The sequence below is a fragment of the Sphingobacterium sp. UBA3519 genome, from assembly GCF_002377215.1.
GTDB lineage: Bacteria > Bacteroidota > Bacteroidia > Sphingobacteriales > Sphingobacteriaceae > Sphingobacterium > Sphingobacterium multivorum.
Map to the genome: position 1 here is coordinate 62,296 of NZ_DFPI01000037.1, position 23,792 is coordinate 86,087.

Sequence of the window (23,792 nt, forward strand, 5' to 3'; positions counted from 1 at the left end):
CAGTCTACAACTGCGCGCCAAACTTAGATAAATTGCTTTTCAAATGCAAGCTAATTATAGTTAATATAAAAAAATCTGTCACACATTTCTGCGGTAGCCCAACTCGGCACCTCCACTTACAGGTAGATTTACCCCTGTAATAAAGCGCGCTTGGTTTGACAGCAGAAACACACAGGCATCAGCAATGACATCACCGTCAGGACAGTATCCAAGCAAATGAATATCCTTCAAAAAATCAAAAACCTGTGTCGGCTGTGGTTGCTCCAGTGTCCATTTGTTGAGCATGGGTGTCATAACAGCTGCAGGCATAACCGAATTGACACGTATGCCGACAGACGCATAGTCTATGGCCATCGATTTTGTCAACGCATTGATAGCCCCTTTTGTGGCAGCATATGCCGCATGGTTCCCCTGGCCTATTTCCCCTACCAAGCTACTCGTATTTAGAATACAACCGGCAGATTCCTTTAAATGGGGGTAGCCATACCGTGTAGTCAAAAGAACACTTTTCATGTTGGTATCCAGTAACCTTATCCATTCATCGTCCGTCGTTTCATGCAAAGGTTTTGATGGACTTGCCAAGCCAGCATTGTTATGGATTGCATCAAGCCGCCCAAAAACAGCAACGGTCTTTTGGATAGCTGATTCAACTTCCCTGGCCTGCGTGACATCCGCACAGATGCCCATATGTGGTGCCCCGATCAGTTCAGCTGTTTCATCCACAGATGCTTGATCGAGACCAACAAAGGCAACCTTTGCCCCCGCTTTGACATAGGCTTTTACACATTCCAAACCGATACCAGCACTTCCTCCGGTAACCAATATGATTTTATCTTCTAAGATTTTCACGTTCTATTATTCTTGTATTTAGCATCAAGTTCCAAAGCATTGGAACAAATTAAAAAATCAGTTGAAAATTACATATAAAATCACGACAATAGCGAGTAGCAATGTCGACAAAATGCGGTAACTCCCGATACCCGACCAGGCTTTACCCCGAAGTGGGTCCATGGGATTCTTCCAGTACAAATCCCGACTTTGCGCAGTGTGCTGTACGGGATACTTATAAGATAATAATACCTGAAGTACCATACAGATCAAAAACAGATAAAAAGCCATCATCATAAATGGAGTCTGGCCTATCCACGAGTCAGGCAGCAGCTTGTTCAGTAAAAATACGGCAACCCCCAAAACAGAACCTATCCACAAGGTAAGTTTTGCAGCTATTGCCGATGCCCCTTTCCAAAACACACCTAAAAGAAATACGCAGGTTATTGGTGGCGCAATGTGTGCTATCACATCATTTATGCCGTAGAAAATACTCTCATAGCGATCCAATAGTGGTAAAAGAGCCAAGGAAAATCCCATGGCAATAACTGCAGCAATTTTCCCAATACGAATCAACTGACCATCGGAAGCGGCAGGTTTCCGCTGTCTAAAGATATCGTAACTCACCATGGTCGATATCGAATTTAGCGCACCCGATATCTGGCTCATTAAACCCGACAGGAGCGCTGCGACCAAAACACCGATCAATCCGGAAGGCAAAAGTTGAGTAATCATAAGTGTATAGATACCTTTTGAATTGACCTGCCCTTGATGGTCCACGCCGAGACAGCTTAAATCCAATTGACCTGTTCTAAACAAGGTATACGCAAATAGGCCTGGAAGCACAAAAATAAAAACAGGCAAGATTTTTAGAACACCACAGAAAAGAGCACCCACACGTCCATGGTTTTCATCTTTCGCCCCTAAAACACGCTGAACAATGGTCTGATCGGCACACCAGTACCAAATACCCAAAATCGGATAGCCAAACAAAACGGCATACCAAGGCATTCCACTTCCATCGTTACTCCCACGAAGCATGGAAAGACGATCAAGGGCATTGTCCTGTTCCAGTACAGCTTTCATTGGCGTCCAACCGCCCATCTTGTCAAAAGCCGCAAAACTGATAATGAAAGCCCCCGCAAGCAACACAATTGTCTGGATAGATTCCGTCACCACAACAGCACGCAATCCGCCCAAAATCGTATATATTCCAGTTATCACACAGATTACTGTAATACTTAAATACATATTAAATCCAAAAAGTGTGCGCAGCACAATCCCTCCGGCCAACATCGAAAAAGCGATATGAATAACAATTGCCGATAGTATAGAGATAAACGTAAGCCAATCTCTGCTGGCACGATCATAGCGCCGTTCCAGAAAGTCGGGCAAGGTGGCAACACCCGACTTGAGGTAAAATGGCACAAAAAAAAGCGCCAGTAAGATTAAAGTAAAGGCCGCCATCCATTCAAAGTTACCATTAAGCAACCCGGTATCGAATCCGCTCTGTGCCAAACTGACCAGATGGATTGTTGAAATATTGGTTGCAAAAAGCGCTAGTCCAATGGCTGGCCAACGAAGTGTCTTTCCAGCCAAAAAATACCCCTCTGCACTTGTTTCCTTGACTTTCTTAAATCGCACCGATCCTGCCAATACGCCGACAACTAAAATCAACAGTATATAAAAGATGGCGATACCTAAATCTAAATTTCCTAACATAATGTCAACTTATAACAAATCACAACTGCTTCCCACATCCATTGGGGTACGATAAACGGTTCTTCCCCACTTTTGGTGGTAATATCATCATATTTGTCTTCAATTAGCGTTCATATTTTAATGAATGCATTAAAACTTGTTTTTTCGGACGATGGTGATAACTTCAGGATTATATCAGTAGATAACCAGCAAGATGTACTGGTAGTTTATGTGCAGAGTACTACCCGAAGTGCTGTCTGCCCAAACTGCTGCATCACTTCGAAAAGAATCCACAGCTATTACACCCGCAAGATCGCAGACCTTCCTGTCTTTGGTAAAACTTCCAGAATTATTCTTCGCTCTCGTAAATTTTATTGTCATCAAGACGAATGTCCGTTCAAAATATTCACCGAGAGGCTCGAGAGTCATTTCAGGCCATATAAACGGAGGACTGAGCGTCTGGAAAGTAAGATTAGACAACTTGGGCTTCTTGCCGGAGGAAGGCCTGCTCAGCGGATTTGTACCATATTGTCTATACCCACTAGCGATACGACTATACTACGGTTGATTGAAAAAAGCGATTTTTCACCAGCAAAAGGTGTTGAAAAATTTAAGTGAGGCTGTACAGAAAGTTTTGATTAGGCATTACAGCAAAGCCACAGCTTTGTTGGCCAATAAGCAGTTGCGGGTTGACGATCAACAAATAGCTGAAAATCAAAGCTCACTATCTGAAAACAGAAGCTCTCCGGATTCAGCTCATGGCGGGATCCGCTTAAAGCGGTTTGAGCAACTGAAGGAATTACAGAAAAAAGGATATTCCATACGTGCCATGGCACGGCATCTGTGCATGCACAGACAAACCGTCAAAAACTATTTGGACATGGAAACCTTGCTCCGGAAATCTCAATGCAAGATTAATCCGCTTGAAAAATTCTTTTACGCATATAAAAAAGCGTATGGGGGAAGAGCCGAGCATATTGATCACCACATTGTGGCAGGAGCTCTATGATACTGCCGGTTTGTTGGACAACTAAATTCAAACTTAATATATAATCTTCAATTTTTGACTGTATTTGCTAATATTTTTCTTTTTTCAAATCCCCTCCCCAAAGTGATTGAGGGTGTTTGAAAAAGAGGGAAATATTATACCTACCACCAGCTTTCCTTATTGCACCGACCAATTATGAGGCTTTCTTTGCGTAATAAACAGTGTCTGGAGTTTCATCATCAAGCGAATCGTGCCGTCTTATCGTGTTATAAAAGGTAACATAAGCGTTAACTTTCTGATAGAGATCCATCCCTGCGTTAGGAGGATTCAAATAGATTTTCTCTCTCTTTAGTGAACCCCAAAATCTTTCTATGTAAATGTTATCGATCGCACGACCTTTGCCATCCATAGATATTTGAACTTCTGCATCTTGCAGCGCACGAACAAAGATACTGGAAGTAAATTGAGAGCCTTGATCTGTATTAAAAATATCTGGTTTACCGTGTTTTTCAATCGTTTCAAGCATGATATCCCTGCACCATTCTGCATTCATTGTATTGGAAACTCCCCAACCCATGATCTTTCTACTATACACATCGATGATAGCAAACATGTACATAAAACCCCGGAACATGGGGATGTAGGTTATATCAGCCTGCCACACCTGATTTATTCGTTCTATCTTGAGATTCCTCAGAAGATAGGGGAACTTATAATCAGCTTTGTTTGATCTACTCAAATTCTTCTTCGGATATATCGTCCTAAGGTTCATGAGCTTATAAAGCCTCCGAATACGTTTCTCACCTACAAAATACCCCAGGTCTTTACACAGGTGAACAGTCATACGTTTAACACCATAAAATGGACAATCTAGAAATTTGCGATCTATCGCATTCATCAGCTGTTGCTTCAGCGTAGATACTCCCTTAGATTTGAAATAGTAACTGCTATGAGGGAGTTCTATGATTTTACACTGTTTATGAATGCTCAGATGGTGGTGGGACGGGCAAATAAGCTTACGTTTATCTTCTGTGCTCATTTGCCCAAGATTTTTTTTAAGAAATCAACCTGCATCTGGAGTTCGCCGATCTTCGAATAGAGCTCTTTCTCTTTCGAATCATCATTAACCATAGGCTTATCCGTCGTAAATGCTGCTTCAGCATTATCTAAGAATTCCCGCTTCCAGGTATTGATCTGCGTAGCTTGAACTTCATATTTAGAGGCAAGCTCATGAATCGTTTGCTGTTCCTTAATAGCTTCGATAGCTACTTTAGCTTTGAAGCTTGCACTAAACTTTCTTCGTGTTTTTTCATCTATTAACTGCTAATTTAAACATTTAAACAGTTATCCAGTATTTGGGGAGTATCATAAATATAATACTATTTTAACTGATAATAGCTTGATTCATACTATTTGATTGTTCTGTTATTGTTTATTAATAACTATAGTGTTATTTTAGATAATAGTATTTTAACAATTATGAGCCACCATCCGATCAAAGAAGTCACTCCATTAAGAGAAACAGAATGCTTCACTGTGTTTCATCGCATTAAAGATAAATTTGATTTTCCATATCATTACCATGAGGAGTACGAATTAAATATGATTTTGAATGCTTCCGGTGCTCAGCGAGTTGTCGGAGACAGGATTGAAGAAATTGGAGATTATGAGCTCGTTTTGACAGGCCCTAATTTGCCACATGGCTGGTTCAATAATAATTGTAGATCAAAGAATATTGTTGAAGTGACAGTGCAATGGAATAAAGATCTATTTAGCGATCAATTTTTAAATAAAAATCAACTGAATTTTATTAAAAGAATGTTGCAAGTAAGCAGCTTTGGTATAAAATTCTCGAAAAGCACTATTAAGTCAATCGCACCCGAAATATTGAATTTGCATAAAACGGTGGGGTTTGATTCAGTGATAAAATTAATGCTAATTTTGCGGGATTTATCGGTAAGCAAAGACACTGAACTACTGGTTGAGGGAGATATGCTTTTGGACAAATCACTGAATTTTCGAAGCCGTCGTTTAGATGTAGCATTTGATTATATGAATAAAAACTTCAGCAAATTGATCTCCCTTAATGACGTCGCCGAACTGGTCAATATGTCCGAAGTTTCTTTCTCCCGGTTTATAAAGAAACGTACAGGAAAAACATTTATTGACAATCTCAATGAAATAAGACTTGGCCACGCTACCAGAATGTTAATAGAGACGAGCAATACAGTCGCTGAGATTTGTTACCTATGTGGTTTTAATAATATTTCCAACTTTAACCGGGCATTCAAACGTAAAAAAAATTGTACCCCATCTGCCTATAGACTCAACTTCAGTGGCAGCCGTGTTTTCATTTAAGAGTTAAAATAATATATATAGTATTTTGTGGTTTTGATTGTAAGATGGGGTATATTTTAATTTGAGTATAACATTTGGTTAAAATAGTATTGATCTTTAAGTGGGGTATTGGAATATATTTGTCTAATACTTGAGGCTAACCAATTAAGAAAGGGATATACAGTACGTATGCTTAATAGAAGTTACCCATAGTAAGCAATTTATAAATCTAAATGTTATATATTATGAGAAGAAGTTTATTGACGACTTATACTCTTTTTTGCAGTGCGCTATTTGCCGTTCAATTAAGTGTTGCTCAGAGTCGATTAGTTTCCGGAACCGTTCGGGACAATCAGGGTCAGCCTTTAGCTGGAGTAACAGTAAAATATGGAAATCAGGCAGTCACCACAAATGAAAAAGGGAATTATCAGATTTCTGTGCCAGGCGGAACAGGAGTTTTGACCTTCACTTCGCTCGGACTCAAGACCGAAAACGTCCAATTAAATAATCAAACAGTTGTAAATGCAGTTTTGGCAACCGCCACAGTCGATCTCGAGGATGTGGTTGTTATCGGTTACGGCGGAGTTAAAAAGAGTGATCTTACAGGCGCTGTGGCCACACTCAAAGGTGGGGACCTAAACAAGACTCCGGCTTCATCAGTGGATCAATTATTGCAAGGAAAGATCCCTGGAGTCCAAGTGGCAATTTCAAGCGGTAAGCCTGGAGCTGGCGCTACAGTACGTATCCGTGGTAATAGCTCTCTCAATGGATCCAATGCGCCACTTGTTGTTGTTGATGGATTTCCCTGGGGTGATGCAGGAGATCTAAAACAGATAAATCCTGAAGATATTGAGTCCATCGAAGTACTTAAGGACGCCTCATCAGCAGCAATATATGGTTCGCGTGGGGCCAATGGAGTTATTATGGTTACCACCAAAAAGGCAAGAGCCGGTAAACCAAGAATATCTTTAAACACTTTAAATTCTATTTCGACACTAGCTGTCAAACCTGATCTTTGGCGTGATGGCATCGAAGAAGCTGTTTATGCAAATGAGGCGGCATTAAATGGGGGGACTCCTTTAAGTCAATTACCTTATCTAGGCGAAGTTAGGAGTGGGGTTTACTTTCCGTCTATAGCTGAATTGCGCGGGTTGGACCCCAATAAACCACAGTGGACCACCAATACCGACTGGGCAGATTTAGTCTATCGAAACCCTTTTTCCCAAAACTATACGCTTGGTGTAGATGGAGGTTCAGATAATACAAAATACTCCATGTCCGGTAATTATTATAAGGAAGAGGGACTCGCGATAAAAAATGCGTATGACAAATATACCGGCAGATTGAATTTAGACCAAAAATTAACTGAGGCTATCTCCGCTGGTACAAATGTGATATTGACACATACGAACAATCAAGGGCAAAATTTGAGTGCCGGCCGTACGCGTATATTCCCTGTTTATGACAAAAATGGAAACTATTTTCGTACATCGGCTACGGATTTTGGTAATCCGATAGCGATTGCTAATGAAGTGCTCAACAAGTCAAAGACTATAGACGTCTTGGCTACAGTATTTGCTAATATAAAATTTACTGATTGGCTTCAGTTTAGGACACAGTTAAGTACTAAGTTTGGTAATTCTGTTGGTGATATCTACGAGCCAGCCACTGTGACATTTCGAGGTTATGAAAATACAGGTTATGGCTCTATTAGCAACTATAACAATAATGAGCTAGTCAATGAAAACTATCTCACCATCAACAAGACATTTAACGATATACATCGCTTTAATATTGTAGGAGGTTTCTCTTTACAGACATCAACAACCAGAACGAGTAATTTGATAGGGATGAATTTTGTCAACGATAACCTTCAAAATGAAAATCTCAACAGTGCAAAGACAAAGACACTCAGTAATGGACTCTCTTCATCTACATTGAATTCTTGGTTTGGACGGGTAAATTATGCTTTAGCAGATAAGTATCTTTTTACCCTGACCGGTCGCGCAGATGGCTCTACTAAATTTGGGGACAATAATAAGTGGGCCTTTTTCCCGTCAGCAGCATTCGCCTGGAAAATAAGTGAAGAAGAATTCATTAAACACCTGGGCGCATTTTCCGAGCTGAAATTTAGAGCAAGTTATGGATTGACAGGTAATCAGGGGATATCTCCTTATCAGACCATGGACCGCTATGGCTCTGAGCGCTATTTTGTAGGATCACAAAATGGTTTTATGACGGGCTTTGGTCCGGGCTTGGCCGGAGCCAATAATGAGCAGGGGCTTACTGTCGTTGGTGGCTTAGGGAACAAAAGCCTAAAGTGGGAGACGACAACATCTTTCGATATTGGTTTGGATATCGGGTTTATGAACCAGCGCTTTACCCTGACGGCAGATTATTACGACAAGCAGACGAAAGATTTACTCCGTACGCGTACAATTTCACCATCCTCAGGCTTTGATCAACAATGGGTAAACGATGGTGAAATAAGTAACCGTGGTTTCGAATTGGGACTCAATGCTAAAGTAATTCAAACCGACGGTTTACAGTGGTCTGTTGGTGGCAATTTCGCTCTCAACCGTAACAAAGTGGTTAGAATGGGCGAGAGTGACCGTGTTGTCACAGGATCATTGATTGAAATGGTACGTCAGAATGTCAACCATTTTATCGTTGGCCAACCAATGTATACGTTCTATGGTTATCGTGCAAATGGAATAATTCAAACATTGGAGGAAGGGATAGGTGCCGGACTTACTGGGCGGGAGGCATTACCAGGTGAGATTAAATACGTCGATATCAGCGGCCCTAAGGGCGAGTCTGATGGGACCATAGATCCTACATATGACCGTACAGTAATTGGCGACCCTACACCTAAATTCATTTATAGCTTTAATACCAGTGCTTCGTACAAGCGTTTTGACCTAAGTGCCCAGTTTTACGGCGTATATGGGAATGATGTTTTCGATCTTCAAAAGATGACACCGAGCAGGCAAGTGCAGCGCTGGACGCCCGATAACCCAAGTCAGTTATATCCTAGAGCCAATAATACGCGAGGCTATAAAGCTTCGGATTTTTTCGTTGAAGACGGTTCCTTTCTTAGACTGCAAAATGTTACCATTGGCTATAATTTTAAGCCGGGCCTGATTGCTGGCATCAGCACATTAAGGTTGTTTGCCGCCGGCAATAACTTACTGACTTTTACCAAATTTAACAAGGGTTTTGATCCCGAGATGGGATTGGATGGAATCAACTGGGGTAATTACCCACGACCTCGAACTTATTCCCTTGGATTATCCGTTGGATTTTAAATTAAACAGCCATGAAAATCAATAAACTTTTTATACCTATTTGTCTTTTAGGACTAATCAGCAGTACTTTTATATCCTGTTCTAAACTAACAGAAGAGCCTTATGGAATAGTTAATTCAAAGTCTTTTTACAAGACGGGGCAAGATGCGCTTTCAGGCTTGATCTATGCTTACGCCATTTTGCCTGAAGTCGGATATTATTCTAGGGGTTATTACATTATTACTGAATTGCCGACTGAGAATCTGACAGCGAAAGCAGATGCAGGGCAGTCAAATTTTGAACTGGATCAATTACGGACTACCTCGACAAATTCAGATCTTGATAATCTATGGACATATCTTTATCGTGGTATTTCACGTGCTAACGCCGTAATAGCCAATGTTCCTAACGTTCCTAATATGGCGGAAGCTGACCGCAATCAAATTATCGGCGAGGCTTATTTTTTGCGTGCACTTCACAATTTTAATCTAGTGCGTCTATTCGGTGAAGTTCCGCTTCGTTTAGAACCCCTTGTTGAGGCCGAGCAGATCCCTGTAGCCAAGTCAAGTATCCAGCAGGTTTACGATGTTATCATTGCTGATCTAAAGCAAGGGGAACAATTGATGTCAATTTCTAAAAATTTTGAGGGAAGGGCAAATCGGTGTGCTGCCCAGTCATTACTCGCAAAGGTATACCTCCATATGGCGTCTTCAAAAGCTTCAACTTCGCCAGGCTACGAATTTGTAACTGATGCGACAAAGCTCTATCTTGAAGCGAATACATATGCCGCAAAAGTGATCAACGATCAGCAAATTTTTAATTTTACAAGTGTGTTACCTGATATCTGGAATACTGAAATTTATAAAAAAGCTGCCGTTTCCGAACACATATTTGACGCTGCTGTAGATCGCTCAGGTGAGCGCGAGGGGAATTATTCCAAATTACCGAACATGTTTTTGCCTGATCCCGGTTTTGCAATGCGTATTCCATACAATCCAAGCGATCCTGAGACTACAATAATCAATATTGGTAAAGGGTGGAACCATTTTCAGATGGAGGCCGCGCACTACAACAGCTACAACTCAAGTGATAAGAGGAAAACAGACCTTATTGTTTCAGAAGTTGTCAATCCCGATGGCAAAACCATTAAACTTGGTATTGCGGATTTCTCGCGACCTTTTACCCGAAAGTACATTGATCCACTTCGGGATGCAGATAAAATGAGTACCAATTCGCCGGTGATACGTTATTCGGATATTCTTCTGGTTTATGCAGAGTCTGCTGGTCCTACAGCTGAGGGATATGCTGCGGTGAATAAAATCCGTAGCCGGGCAGGCCTAGGCCCGCTTACAGCAAATCTATCGGTCGCTGCATTTCGTGAGGCAGTAGTTGAAGAACGTGCACTAGAGCTTGCATTTGAAGGGAATAGGCTGTTTGATTTACGACGCAATCATCTGATGGAAAAAGTTTTGGTAGAAAAGTATGGTAAATCCATCACTTCAGGAGCATACTTTTTTCCAATTCCACAGCGTGAAATTGATACAAACCCATTATTGAAACCATAACTATTTTATTATGAATCTGAAAACATATAAAGCTGGTTTTGCAGCATATTTGATATTGGTTTTTACAGTCTTTGGTTGTAAAAAGGATCCCTATAAGGGAGTCGAGAGCAATGAGAAATCCATTGAAAACTTTTCCATGGGGACAGGCTTTACGCAGATAGGAGCAGCAGTTGTAGACAGGGCCGCTGGGACAGTGAAAGTAAAAGTATTGGTGGAGGACAATACTGACTTTTCCAAAGTGAAACCTGTGATCCAACAATCTTATCGCGCTACTGTTTCGCCTGCCTCTGGTTCTGAAGTCAATTTTCTTGCCGGCAACTATAAGTATAATTATACCGTGACAGCAGAGACAGGTGAATCTCGAGAATGGGAGGTCATCGTCGAGCCTTTTACCGAAACGATCCTCGGTACCTACGATATTACCGGACTTGTACTTTATGGTGGTACAGGGCCTGAATATGGTGGTGGCGCGGTTTTATCCTTAACGAGTAAACCATGGATATGGCCTGTATCTGATGGTCCTCAAGTGGAATTGGATAATAGCATAACCTTTAAACTGACAGGAGTAACACCGACAGGTAAAACTACGGGTACATTTGTAAATGATGCCGGCGCTGACGGAAAATATGCCAATTTCATTTATACACCAGACCCCAAAACAGATGTCAATAAATTTTATCGTAAAATACCGAAGGGTGAAGGGAAATGGGAGCGGGACTACACAACCGATATCTTGACGCTAATTGCCGCAGATGGAAGCAGCGTAAATTGTAGTTTTCTTGGTCCTGGTACCGAGGATCTTGGCAATAAACAGGCTAAAACAATTGTTAACAATGCTTTTGCTTTTTCATTGAACGGTAATGACGACTGGTCTGCAATCTATACAGACTATGATAAGTTTGTGAAAAAGCCCAGAAGATATTGGGTGGAAGTGAAAAAGCGTAATTGATCCAAATCATGAAGAAGTTATTTATGTATGCCGTGTCCATCTTAATAGGTGGAACGGCATGTACCAAGGCTGATCCGGCCACAGATCAAAAGCCCGGAGAAAAACCCTCACAAATCGAACTCCGATTATTTGACAAGCAGGCGACGGCAGAAACTAAAGCGCTCTACTCCCAATTATGGAAGATAAAAGACAAAGGCTTTATGTTTGGCCATCATGATGATCTGATCTACGGCAGAGAATGGAAGGAAGTTGCCGGTAGATCTGACGTTTACGAAATTGTAGGCGACTACCCCGCAGTTTTTAGTGTTGATTTTGCTGAATTGATGGATGACCGCCGTACCAGAGCGACTTTAAACGAGGCCCGTAAAAAGGCTATCCTTGAAGCGCGTTCCCGTGGTGAAGTTATTACCGCTATGTGCCACCTAAACAATCCCTTGACGGGCGGGGATTCATGGGACAATTCATCAAAAACAGTTGTTAAAGAAATTTTGACCGATGGAAGTGCAACAAATTTAAAATTTAAAAGTTGGTTGGATAATCTCGCCACGTTTGCACTTTCATTGAAGGATGGCAATGGCAAATTGATTCCTGTTATCTTTAGACCTTTTCATGAACATACCCAAAGCTGGTCCTGGTGGGGAAGTTCTTGTACGACTAGTGAAGAGTTTATAGCGCTTTGGAAGTTTACGTTATCTTATTTGACAGTAGCGAAAGGGGTACATAATTTTATTTTTGCGATATCGCCACAACGGGACAATAATGGACGGAAAGAAGATCTGCTATTCCGCTGGCCGGGGGATGAATTAGTCGATTTTATCGGTATGGACTGTTATCATGGTACAAATACCCAAGCGTTTCTTTCCAATTTAAACGCGTTGCAAGAGCTTTCTTTAGAAAAGAAAAAGCCTGCTGGTGTTACCGAAACAGGAATTGAAGGGATCAGAAATGGTAATGTACCCTATGTCAGTTATTGGACCGAGCAGATCCTCACTCCACTCGTTGGTAAAAAAATCAGTATGGTCGTTATGTGGCGAAATGAATACGATCCATTAAAGCAAGGGATACATTTCTATGGACCATGGAAAGGGCATCCCTCAGCCGATGATTTCAAAACGCTATTTAGGAGCAGTATAAGTTTATTTTCAAAGGACCTCCCCAATATGTATGTATTGGCCGATGGTGTAACCGTCAATTAATCAGGTATGCGCTTTTTAATTGGAATAATCTTTTTTTTCATATTTCCAGTAACTACATTTTCCCAGATTATTTCTGTCGATTTTAAGGAGTCAGCAGCACTTCAAGGAAGACGGATGGATTTCGTTATAAAACTTAAATCGACCTGGACAAACCCTTATTTGCAGGAAGACATTAAGCTTGACATGGAGATATATACAGCATCAGGTGAGGTACTGCTTCAGCCGTGCTTTTATGTAAAGGGGCAATCTGGGGATATTTCAGAATGGAATGCCCGGTTCTCACCCAGACAGCATGGCGATTATCATTTTAAGTTCGTATTGAGCAAAAATGGAAAAATAGTCGCCACATCTAGGAAATTCGATGCGCGGGTGCGGGAAACGGCAGAAAAAGGATTTCTAAGTGTTAAAAATAACTGGTCCTTACAATTTGATAACGGTACATCCTTTCGTGGGATAGCCGAAAACATCTGTTGGGAATCAAGGCGTAAAGACGATTCAAAATATTATGCAGCACTGCACCAAAATGCTTCCGTTTATAATTATGACCGTATGCTTGCCGAATTTGCTGAAAATGGCGGCAATTTCTTTAGGACCTGGATCTGTCCCTGGAATTTGCCCATAGATTTTCAGGACGGATTCAACAATGATCGCTACCAGTCAGATCCAGCTCATTTTAACCCCAGCGCAGTACGCCGGCTCGATCATCTCGTCGATCTTGCCGATTCACTCGATTTATATGTTATGCTTACTTTGGGAATGGGTAATTTCAGATCCGATAATATCGGAGGGGTAAAGACGACGGACGAGTTTTTTGCAGCCGAAGAGGCTAAAACGCTTTATAAAAATCGTTTGCGCTACATTGTGTCACGCTGGGGGTATTCACCGCATATTGCTATGTGGGAGTTTCTGAATGAAGTAGATAATATACAGTTTAATGGTCGGGAAAAGCCGATTTCTTCTAAAGCTATTGTAGAATGGCATACTGAAATGGCTACCTATTTAAAAAAGATAGATCCATATAAACACATTGTTACTACCAGCATATCCCATAGAGATATCCCGGGGCTCAATGATATCGAGGCAATAGATATCAATCAAAAACACATTTACAAACATACTGATCTGATACCCTCAGAAATCAATGCATACTCCACAAAACATAAAAAGCCTTATGTCATTGGCGAGTTTGGCTATGAATGGGATTGGCAGCAAAATTTTGATGATTTTGCATATGAGATGGAATTAGATTTCAAACGGGGTCTCTGGTATGGGCTTTTCTCATCAACACCGATCCTACCGATGAGCTGGTGGTGGGAATACTTTCAGAATAGGGATATGCTACCTTATTATCGTGGGGTACGGCAATTGAGCGACCGTATGTTGCTGAATGGAAAAGGAGAATTCAAGCCATTGGCATTAAAAGCCGGTAGGCTTGAAGCCTATGGCGTAAAATGTGGCGAGGAACTCTATATCTATCTTTACAATCCCACGAATGAGGTTTTTAGTAGTAGCGTAGAGATTTTGGACATCATCGGAAACAAAAAGGAGATCCAATCATTTGACCCGCTTACATTAAAATATCAGGCAGAAGAGCTGAAAGATCATCAGGATGGAAAAATATTATTGAAAGATCTTTTTGTGGGATCTAAAAAAGAGAAGCTTTATATTATTAAGTAATGACAGTAACAAATCACCTATTATGGAAAAAAATATATTCAAGTCACTAGCGCTACTATGTAGTTCATTAATCGTGATCACCGGGATCGGCTGTAAAACATTGACTAGCCAATCGCTGGCGGCAAATACGCAGGTCAATGATTCTGTTTCGTGGTCGGCTAAAAAAGAAAAGCAAAAGATAATGGATTACCTATCCCGGATTAAGGGAAAGCGTGTTATTGGTGGTATACACAATCGCGAACCCAATAGTGAGCCTGCCCGCTGGACCAATGCCATAAACAAACTAGTAGGTAGATATCCGAAGCTGTGGAGCGGTGATTTTTTATTTCAGCAGGAAAATATTGATCACAGGAGCACTATGATTGATGAGGCTATCAGCCAATTCCATCAGGGTGCAATTGTTAATATCATGTGGCACGCCTGCAACCCTGTCAATGGACAACCTTGTAGCTGGGATGACGGACGTGGCGTTTTAAGTCATTTGACAGACAGCCAGTGGGAAAACCTTTTTATAGAAGGGACCTTAGAGCATGGTAAATTAGTCTCGATGATGGAAGAAATTGCAGTTTATCTAAAGCGATTGAAAGACAACAAGGTCATCGCTCTGTTCAGGCCCTTTCATGAGATGAATCAGGGGAAATTTTGGTGGGGGGGACGCCCGGGAGAAAAAGGCACCGCTAGACTCTACCGGTATGTACATGACTTTATGGTTAAGAAAAAAGAGCTCGATAATCTAATTTGGGTTTGGAATGTTCAAGATTTTCAAAGCCTGGATACTGACGTCGAGCTGTATAATCCCGGAAGATCCTATTGGGATATTGTTTCGCTTGATGTATACGATGATCACACGGGGTTTAGTAATGAAAAGTATGATGCGATCGTTCGTGTAGCAGCAGGAAGGCCAATGGCGATCGGAGAGTGCCAGGTATTACCGTCACTTGAGGTACTTAAAGACCAGCCCAATTGGGTGTTTTTTATGGGCTGGTCAGAATTGGTCTTTGAAAAGAACAGTGAGGCTAAGATCAAAGCATTATACGGTTCCGATCAGGTAATTATGCTGGGTGAGTAGAATAATTACACCCTTGTACAACTATTTGTTAATAAAGTATTAGCCAGCAATATCGTTAGCTCACTATCTTAGAATAACCAAAATAAACAATTATGAGATCTTTATGTAAATTATGGTGTATCTGCTTGATCATATTGTCATACAGCTGCCAAAAAAAAGCTTTTGATCAGGCTGCAGAATCTCTGCCCAAGCAGAAAAAGATGGCTTTGAACAATGGTGTTGCTCCGGCTTCAATCACTGATGCCGTGACTATTTCGGGCAATAAATTTTATGTTGCCTCAAAGCAGATTTTTTTCAATGGTATCAACACAGCCTGGCAAAAGCAAAGCGATTATACTTTAGATTTTTTAGGTAGAAATTTTGATTACACCTGGTGGAGCAATGAGTTTCAGCGTTATAAGGATAATAAAATTAACCTTGCTAGAATCTGGGTGCATGGGTCGGGGAGCCATAGTCCGTCTTTAAACGGTGACGGTCTTGTCACAGGTGCCAGTAGTCAGTTCTGGACAGATATGGACCAACTCGTTCAGATCGCTAAATCAAAGGGAGTGTATCTGCTGGTTACATTTTGGTCATTTGATATGGTAAAGAATACCAGCAGCAAGTACAATCAATTTAGGCAGATCATCAATGACGTCAACAAAACCCAGTGGTATACCGAATATTTTCTTGTCCCCTTTCTGCAGCGTTATGAAAATGAACCCACCATTATGGGATATGATATCTGCAATGAGCCAGAGCATATGTGGCGTGATGCAAACTGTGGCAATTTAAATAAGAACAATGTCGTGCGTTTCATTGCATGGTGTGCGGCCAAGACAAACCAATTTTCTACCAAGCCGGTGACGGTAGGTTCAATGTGGATTATTTTTAACAGCGATAGGTACACATCATGGGATACCTATGGGGGCAATAATTATAGCAATGCAAAATTGCAGGCGCAGTACAACAATTCCAACGCCTATTTAGATTTTTATTCACCCCATTGGTACCAGTGGCAATCCTCCGGGGCGCCATTTACCACGACCATCGGCTATTGGTTAGATAATGGTGATAAACCTGTCTTGATCGGAGAAACACCGGGGTATGATGTCAACAGCTCATCCTATAATAATTCCGGCAATTGGAATATTACTCTGGCCAATTATTACAAACAAAGCTATTGGAACGGGTACGCAGGCGTATGTGCATGGAAAAATCCATGGGAAAATGATAACTACGGTAATTTCAATGCCATTAAAGTGGCTACAAATGATTTTTATGTCAATTATCCGAGTCTAGTTTATCCCTAACAGTGTTGTATTCTAGTGATTGGTAATTGGTGTTAGAGGAGCAGTTTACTGCTTTTTTTACTAGTTTGGCCAATTTGGAGATAAAATAGTATACGCCGTAAGTGATGTTTACGTGTTGTTTTGATGATTTTTAGTTCGAATTGAATTACCTACTGCTAAAATAGTATTAGTCGAGGTAAGCTTTACCAAGTAAATTTGCTGTAGAGATGTTAAAAGATAACCAATTGTAATATTCAGACTAGGCTCACAAATTATGATTATTCGACGACCAAATCCAAAATTATTATATGCCTTATTATTTGCGATCCTATCTGTTTTTCAATTGAAGGCGCAAGAACACAAATTAAACCAGTGGGTGACCCACGATCAGCCTCTTTCGCAGCTTTCCGCAGGGCCGCCGGCAGTATTCGAGCCGACATCACGGGGGCGTCAACTACCTATCGTTATTGACGAAAGACAGGCATTCCAGACTATTGATGGATTTGGGTTTGCGCTGACGGGTGGTAGTGCCCAACTGATACATCAGATGGTACCCGATAAAAGGTCTAAGCTTCTACACGAACTTTTCAGTGCCGGAGATGGAATCGCCATTAGTGCTATCCGTTTAAGTATTGGTGCATCCGATCTAAATAGCTTTGTTTATACCTATAATGATCTCAGTGGTGGCCAGGCAGATCCGGATCTTTTGAATTTCAGCCTGGGGCATGATTACGAACATGTCATTCCTGTACTCAAAGAAATTTTGGCCATCAACCCCAAAATTCAGATTATGGCTTCACCCTGGACTGCTCCTGTGTGGATGAAAGTGGGACAGCTGTTTCAAGGCGGTTCATTAAGGACGGACTGTTATCCTGTATATGCCCGTTATCTTTTACGTTATGTACAGGAAATGGAAAAAAATGGGATCCCTATTCATATGATCACCGTGCAAAATGAACCACTCAATTCGAGGAATACTCCCAGTATGCCATTTTCTGTATCGCAGATGCGCAATTTTCTAAGAGACCACTTACTGCCCGTCTTTAACAAATTGAAGCCGGATACAAAAATTATTCTTTTTGATCATAATTGTGATCGGCCAGATTATCCATTGACCCTGTTGAATGACCCTGCTATTGGTCCATATGTAGATGGATCCGGTTTCCACCACTATGGAGGTGACATTGGTACGATGTCATTGGTGCATCAAGCTAGACCTGACAAAAATATCTATTTTACAGAACAGATGGTCATTCAATCTAGCCAAAGTAAAATCAGCAACCTTGCCTACCAGACCGAACGCCTTGTTATCGGAACCATGCGCAATTGGAGCCGGAATATGATATTGTGGAATTTGGCCGCAGATCCCAATAATGATCCCCATACAGATAATGGTGGATGTGCCATATGTCAGGGCGCACTTACCATTGATGGAGATCAGGTATCAAGAAATGTGGCCTATTACGTTGTTGCACATATTTCAAAATTCGTTCCGCCGGGATCGGTACGTGTTTCCTCCAATGCTCCTTATGATCAAGGTATTGACATTACCACGGACGAGGAAAACGCGGATATCAAACGCGTTACTACAGTACAGAATAGTGGAGTATTGCCCAATGTTGCGTTTCTTACTCCCAAAAAAGAGATTGTCCTGATTGTTGCAAACAGTTCATTCTATGATCGGGAGGTAAAAGTTCAGTATAAGGGTAAATTCAGCATGATCAAGTTAGCTGCTGGAGCAGTAGGCACCTATTGCTGGAAATCAGAATAAAAAATTATGAAACCACCATGAATATTCAAACCACACAGTGGGAAGAATAGATCTGGCGGCCTCATTACCATTGAAAACAAATGATATACAGATGAAAAAACTAATTTTATTGGGCACAGCGTTGTTAGGTCTCTATTTGCCTGTTAAAGCACAGCAGGACGGATCCTCATTTAGCACAGCCGGATGGTGGCAGGCATCGACAGGCAAATTTTCACCTGCGATTGATTCCAGTGGACGGGTTACCTTCCGTGTGAAGGCTCCCCAAGCCAGCAAAGTGCAGGTCGAGATTGGCGACTGGGACATTATGAGATTGGCGATGGAACAGGATACAAGCGGTGTTTGGACGGCATCTACGAGCTCCCTATTGCCAGGTATTTATCAGTATGTATTTGTGGTAGATGGAAAACGTTCTATAGATTTAGCCAATCCTAAAGTCAAATACGGCACAGAAGTGTATGGCAGTGTATTGGAAATTATAGCACGTCAGCCTGCCGTTGATCAGTTAAGAGCCGTCAACCACGGAGAACTCCGCATCTTAACCTATACCGCTAGCAAATTAAATAAGCAGCGCAACCTTTATGTCTATGTGCCACCCCAAGCTGTCCAGTCAACTAAACCGCTGCCAGTTTTATATCTCAGGCACGGTGGGGGAGATGATGAGGGGAGTTGGTTTCGTGATGGGCGTGTTGCGTATATCATGGATAATTTGATTGCCGAAAAAAAAATAAAACCCATGTTGGTGGTTATGACCAATGGTCTAACGGATGGATCATGGGCCGGGGGTAGTTCAGTTGAAGGGATGGATCTTCTTGAAGATGAGTTGCTAAACGACGTGAAGCCGCTTGTCGAGCAACGATTTAATGTGGGTAAGGATAAGTCATCTCGGGCCATAGCTGGTTTATCTATGGGAGGAGGGCAGGCTTTCGTGATCGGTATGCGAAATAAAGATACTTTCCAATATATAGGTCAATTTAGCTCGGGACTTTTGAGTGATCCAGCATTTGATTTTGATCGCTATATCCCCAATATGTCAGCTTTAAAATCTTCTTCCAATAGTCAAGCTGTCTATATCTGGTCCAGCTGTGGTACCAAAGATCCTCGGTACAACGGACATTTAGCTTTTCTCCAGAAGTTGAAAAGCTATGGGGTTGATTATGTCTATGACCAGGCAGATGCTGGCCATGAATGGTCATTCTGGAGGGGACAATTGGAAAAATTTGTCCAACAGATCTTTAAAGAGCACAAGAAATAGAAAATATACAAGAGAAACAAAACTATACTTATAGAAGATGAATTTAATATTTGAAAATCGTAGACAAGCTATCGAACAAGCACATCAGGAACTAATTTCTCGAAAAAATACGCCATTATTGCCAGGAAATGGGATATACGAGCGGTATACCTATCCAGTTCTGACTGCTGATCATACACCACTTCATTGGCGTTATGATTTTGATGAGGAGAGAAATCCCTTTCTGATGGAGCGTTTCGGCATCAATGGGACATTCAATGCTGGGGCAATCAAGTGGCAGGACAAATATATTATGGTTGTGCGTGTAGAGGGCAACGATCGCAAGTCATTTTTTGCTATTGCCGAAAGTGAAAATGGCATAGATGGTTTCCATTTTTGGGATTATCCGATAGATATTCCCGAGACCGAAATTCCAGATATCAATATCTATGATATGCGTCTCACGCTACACGCGGACGGATGGATCTATGGTATTTTCTGTACCGAACGCAAAGATCCCGCAGCTCCTGCTGGTGATCTATCTTCGGCAGTTGCAGCTGCCGGCATTGTACGTACTCGCGACTTGGTCACATGGGAACGCTTGCCAGATTTACAGTCCAGCAGTCAGCAGCGCAATGTGGTCCTCCACCCCGAGTTTGTCGATGGTAAGTATGCACTTTACACACGTCCACAGGATAGTTTTATTGATGCAGGCAAAGGTGGTGGAATAGGTTGGGGGCTGGTAGACAGTATGGAAAATGCGGTTGTTTCCGAAGAGAAAATTATAAATCACCGACACTATCATACCATTAAAGAGCTTAAGAATGGGCAAGGGCCAGCGCCCATTAAAACCGAGCGTGGCTGGCTACACCTGGCACATGGCGTACGGATGTGTGCTGCAGGCCTTAGGTATGTACTCTATCTTTTTGTAACAGATCTGGCACATCCCGACCAAATAATTGCTGAACCCGCGGGACATTTTATGGCACCCAAGGGTATAGAAAGAGTAGGAGATGTCTCCAACGTACTCTTTTCAAATGGCTGGATCGCAGACCCCGATGGTACCGTTTATATCTATTATGCTTCGAGCGATACACGGATGCATGTCGCCTTATCATCGATAGACAGATTGCTTGATTATTGTTTTAATACAGCCCAGGATGGATTTCGGTCAGCAGCATCAGTCAAGGTCGTACATACGATCGCTTCAAAAAATCTGAATAGTTAGATTTGTATCCAGAATACCTACTTATGAGAATTGAAAATGAAAAAATCTCGTTGAGAGAGAAAATCGGATATGGCCTGGGAGATGCAGCGTCGTCCATGTTCTGGAAGCTGTTTGGTATGTACCTGATGTTTTTTTATACCGATATTTTTGGTATGGAGGCGAAAGCTGTTGGTACCATGTTTTTGATCACCAGAGTTTGGGACTCGTTGTTCGATCCCATTATAGGTGCACTTGCAGACCGTACACGGAGCCGTTGGGGCAAGTTCAGACCATTCATCCTTTATGTTGCCATACCCTTTGGTTTGATCGGTGCAGCAACATTTTATACGCCTGATTTTTCGCATACCGGAAAAATTATCTATGCCTACCTGACTTATTCCTTGATGATGATGGTGTATTCGGCGATCAACGTACCATATGCATCATTATTGGGTGTAATGAGTCCCTTTCCCAAAGTGCGTAATGTACTGGCTACCTTTCGGATGACATTCGCCTATATCGGGAGTTTTGTTACCCTGCTTTTATTCAACCCATTAATAGATTTTTTCAGTAAGGCGGGAGCAGATCTTACGTCACTTCAGCATGGTTGGTTTATGGCTGCACTAGTTATTGCTGCATTTTCAACGATACTTTTTTTGCTATGTTTTTATTGGACAAAGGAAAGGGTTGTAGAGGTGACGGCGCATCACTCGACATTAAAGCAAGATATCGGAGACTTGCTAAAAAATGGTCCTTGGTGGATACTGCTGGGAGCCGGGGTGGCGGCTCTTGTTTTTAATTCCATTCGGGATGGAGCAACGCTATACTACTTCAAGTATTATGTTGAGGAGCATCAAATCGACCGAATCATGATTTTTGAGGTACCATTTGTATTAAGTGGACTTTATTTGGCCCTTGGGCAAGCTGCTAATATATTAGGTGTTGTATTAGCAGCTCCTGTCAGTAATCGTATCGGAAAAAAAAGCACCTATATGATTGCCATGCTTATTGCTACGGTGGGAAGTATTGCCTTTTACTGGTTGGGCAAAGAAGATCTAATTCTTATATTTTCTCTTCAGGTACTCATCAGTATTTGCGCCGGGAGCGTATTTCCCTTGCTTTGGTCGATGTATGCCGACTGTGCAGATTATTCCGAACTACGCACAGGCAATAGGGCAACAGGTTTGATCTTTAGTTCTTCATCGATGAGTCAGAAGCTCGGCTGGGCATTTGGGACGGCTCTGACAGGTTGGCTATTGGCCTATTATGGTTTTCAGGCCAATCAGCAGCAGAGTGACGAAGCACTTCATGGTATTCGGATGTTCTTGAGTTTTTTCCCTGCAATCGGTACTGTATTATCCGTGTTGTTCATAAGTTTTTACCCTTTGAGCGAAAAACGGATGGATCTGATCCTTAATGATCTAAAGAATAAAAGAGAGGCTGATCTTGAAAAAAAATAGATGAATCAATACATTTAGCTTGAATTAAATGAATCGTTTTAGAGAAATACTTGAAAACAACATACTTCCATTTTGGAGTGAAAAAATGGTCGATCTGGAATTTGGCGGTTTTTACGGAAAGATGGATGGGCATAATCATTTGGTGCCCTATGCTAGCAAAGGAGCTGTTATGCACGCGAGGATCCTCTGGACGTTCTCAGCTGCCTATCGCCAATTTAACGATATATCCTATTTACGAATGGCTGAACGGGCTTACCACTACCTACGCGATAATTTTATCGATAAAGAATATGGGGGAGTTTATTGGGAGCTTGATTATCAGGGCAAGCCCCTCAATACAAAAAAACAGACCTATGCACAGGGCTTTGCACTGTATGGTTTCTCGGAGTTTTACAGAGCTACGGGAATATCCGAAGCTTTGGAGTTATCAATAGATCTTTTTAAGTTGATTGAGCATACTTTTGATGATGAGTCTGGCGGATATTTGGAAGCATTTTCGCGCGACTGGTCACCGATAGCCGATATGCGGCTGAGTGAAAAAGACGAGAATCAGGTCAAGACCATGAATACTCATTTACATATTCTTGAGCCCTATACCAATCTGCTACAGGTGTGGCCAGATGATCAATTAATTTCAGCCCAAAAGGATCTGGTCGATCTTTTCGTTAGCAAAATCTATGATTCGCGTACAGGGCATCTCAATCTTTTTTTTGATCGGGAGTGGAACTCAACAACTGATACCATATCATATGGTCATGATATTGAAGCAGCATGGCTTTTGTGGGAAGCTACTACCGTATTGAATATTCCCGCACTCTCCCAATCCATCAAAGATATTGTGACCAGCATTGGCCTCGCCGCCGTGGAGGGGATCCTTCCTGACGGAAGTATGGCTTACGAATTTAGAGATGGTCATTTAGATGACGAAAGACATTGGTGGGTACAGGCCGAGGCAGTAGTTGGTTATAGCTATCTGTCCAAAATTGTACCTGATTCCAAGTTTTTAGATTTAGCAGAAAATGTCTGGAAATTTATTCAGACAAAACTTATTGATGTTCAATTTGGAGAATGGTACTGGAGTGTATTGCCCGATGGACAAATGAATCGTAACGATGATAAGGCGGGTTTCTGGAAATGTCCTTATCATAACGGCCGGATGTGTTTAGAAATGCTTCGGTTTAATGACCACGTCTGCTAATAATTGATAACCTAAGACTAAACATTTTGTTGAAATTTTCTAACTCTATGTGTAGGT

At 41.6% G+C, this 23,792-nt stretch carries 18 protein-coding genes and 1 pseudogene; 15 read left to right on the plus strand and 4 right to left on the minus strand.

What is annotated here, in order from left to right; genetic code table 11:
- Positions 1-78: 78 nt before the first annotated feature.
- Together B3297_RS23070 and B3297_RS23075 are read right to left on the minus strand one after the other, a co-directional pair.
- Positions 79-849 carry an SDR family NAD(P)-dependent oxidoreductase gene (locus B3297_RS23070; RefSeq protein ID WP_070564353.1) on the minus strand — a complete coding sequence of 257 codons (771 nt, stop codon included), beginning with the start codon at positions 847-849 and terminating at the stop codon, positions 79-81.
- Positions 850-906: 57 nt separating this feature from the next.
- Positions 907-2,550 (minus strand): sodium:solute symporter, encoded by a 1,644-nt coding sequence (locus B3297_RS23075; RefSeq protein WP_204991149.1) that lies wholly within the window; start codon positions 2,548-2,550, stop codon positions 907-909.
- Between the two features lie 120 nt (positions 2,551-2,670).
- On the opposite strand from B3297_RS23075, the gene B3297_RS23080 reads away from it, so the two are divergent.
- Both B3297_RS23080 and B3297_RS23085 read left to right on the plus strand, forming a co-directional pair.
- Positions 2,671-3,147, plus strand: coding sequence for a transposase family protein (locus B3297_RS23080; protein WP_414711994.1), 477 nt, complete (start codon positions 2,671-2,673; stop codon positions 3,145-3,147).
- Positions 3,098-3,538 (plus strand): hypothetical protein, encoded by a 441-nt coding sequence (locus B3297_RS23085; protein WP_139145007.1) that lies wholly within the window; start codon positions 3,098-3,100, stop codon positions 3,536-3,538. Before B3297_RS23080 ends, B3297_RS23085 begins: the two co-directional genes overlap by 50 nt.
- 172 nt (positions 3,539-3,710) lie before the next feature.
- Here B3297_RS23085 and B3297_RS23090 read toward each other — a convergent pair.
- Both B3297_RS23090 and B3297_RS24935 read right to left on the minus strand, forming a co-directional pair.
- A pseudogene (locus tag B3297_RS23090) lies at positions 3,711-4,565 on the minus strand (IS3 family transposase); the annotation flags it as partial.
- Entirely contained in the window at positions 4,553-4,834 is a 282-nt protein-coding gene (locus tag B3297_RS24935; RefSeq protein WP_070566746.1) for a transposase, read from the minus strand. The pseudogene B3297_RS23090 and the gene B3297_RS24935, both read right to left, overlap by 13 nt.
- A 111-nt stretch (positions 4,835-4,945) precedes the next feature.
- Between B3297_RS24935 and B3297_RS23095 the strand changes: the two genes are divergently transcribed.
- From B3297_RS23095 to B3297_RS23155, 13 genes are all read left to right on the plus strand, one after another.
- Positions 4,946-5,875, plus strand: coding sequence for an AraC family transcriptional regulator (locus B3297_RS23095; protein WP_236586013.1), 930 nt, complete (start codon positions 4,946-4,948; stop codon positions 5,873-5,875).
- 224 nt (positions 5,876-6,099) lie between these two features.
- Positions 6,100-9,162: a SusC/RagA family TonB-linked outer membrane protein gene (locus tag B3297_RS23100; protein WP_157698540.1), complete on the plus strand. Its 3,063-nt coding sequence runs from the start codon at positions 6,100-6,102 to the stop codon at positions 9,160-9,162.
- A gap of 11 nt (positions 9,163-9,173) precedes the next feature.
- Entirely contained in the window at positions 9,174-10,706 is a 1,533-nt protein-coding gene (locus B3297_RS23105; RefSeq protein WP_070566742.1) for a RagB/SusD family nutrient uptake outer membrane protein, read from the plus strand.
- A 10-nt stretch (positions 10,707-10,716) separates the two neighbouring features.
- Complete coding sequence (locus tag B3297_RS23110; protein WP_201303565.1) at positions 10,717-11,655, plus strand: hypothetical protein; 939 nt, start codon at positions 10,717-10,719, stop codon at positions 11,653-11,655.
- 8 nt (positions 11,656-11,663) lie between these two features.
- Positions 11,664-12,851, plus strand: a complete 1,188-nt coding sequence (locus B3297_RS23115; RefSeq protein WP_088162439.1) for a glycoside hydrolase family 26 protein — start codon at positions 11,664-11,666, stop codon at positions 12,849-12,851.
- 6 nt (positions 12,852-12,857) lie between these two features.
- Entirely contained in the window at positions 12,858-14,528 is a 1,671-nt protein-coding gene (locus B3297_RS23120) for a cellulase family glycosylhydrolase (RefSeq protein WP_070566737.1), read from the plus strand.
- 22 nt (positions 14,529-14,550) lie between these two features.
- Entirely contained in the window at positions 14,551-15,597 is a 1,047-nt protein-coding gene (locus B3297_RS23125; RefSeq protein ID WP_083295979.1) for a glycosyl hydrolase, read from the plus strand.
- Positions 15,598-15,797: 200 nt separating this feature from the next.
- Positions 15,798-16,889 (plus strand): hypothetical protein, encoded by a 1,092-nt coding sequence (locus B3297_RS23130; protein ID WP_198385963.1) that lies wholly within the window; start codon positions 15,798-15,800, stop codon positions 16,887-16,889.
- Between the two features lie 253 nt (positions 16,890-17,142).
- Positions 17,143-18,639 (plus strand): glycoside hydrolase family 30 protein, encoded by a 1,497-nt coding sequence (locus tag B3297_RS23135; protein ID WP_070566733.1) that lies wholly within the window; start codon positions 17,143-17,145, stop codon positions 18,637-18,639.
- A 91-nt stretch (positions 18,640-18,730) separates the two neighbouring features.
- Positions 18,731-19,891: an alpha/beta hydrolase gene (locus B3297_RS23140; protein WP_070566731.1), complete on the plus strand. Its 1,161-nt coding sequence runs from the start codon at positions 18,731-18,733 to the stop codon at positions 19,889-19,891.
- 37 nt (positions 19,892-19,928) lie between these two features.
- Positions 19,929-21,098, plus strand: a complete 1,170-nt coding sequence (locus tag B3297_RS23145; RefSeq protein ID WP_070566729.1) for a glycosidase — start codon at positions 19,929-19,931, stop codon at positions 21,096-21,098.
- A 23-nt stretch (positions 21,099-21,121) separates the two neighbouring features.
- Positions 21,122-22,537, plus strand: coding sequence for an MFS transporter (locus B3297_RS23150; protein WP_070566727.1), 1,416 nt, complete (start codon positions 21,122-21,124; stop codon positions 22,535-22,537).
- 28 nt (positions 22,538-22,565) lie between these two features.
- A complete protein-coding gene (locus tag B3297_RS23155; protein ID WP_070566725.1) occupies positions 22,566-23,735 on the plus strand; it encodes an AGE family epimerase/isomerase in 1,170 nt (389 codons plus the stop codon).
- Positions 23,736-23,792: the final 57 nt, after the last annotated feature.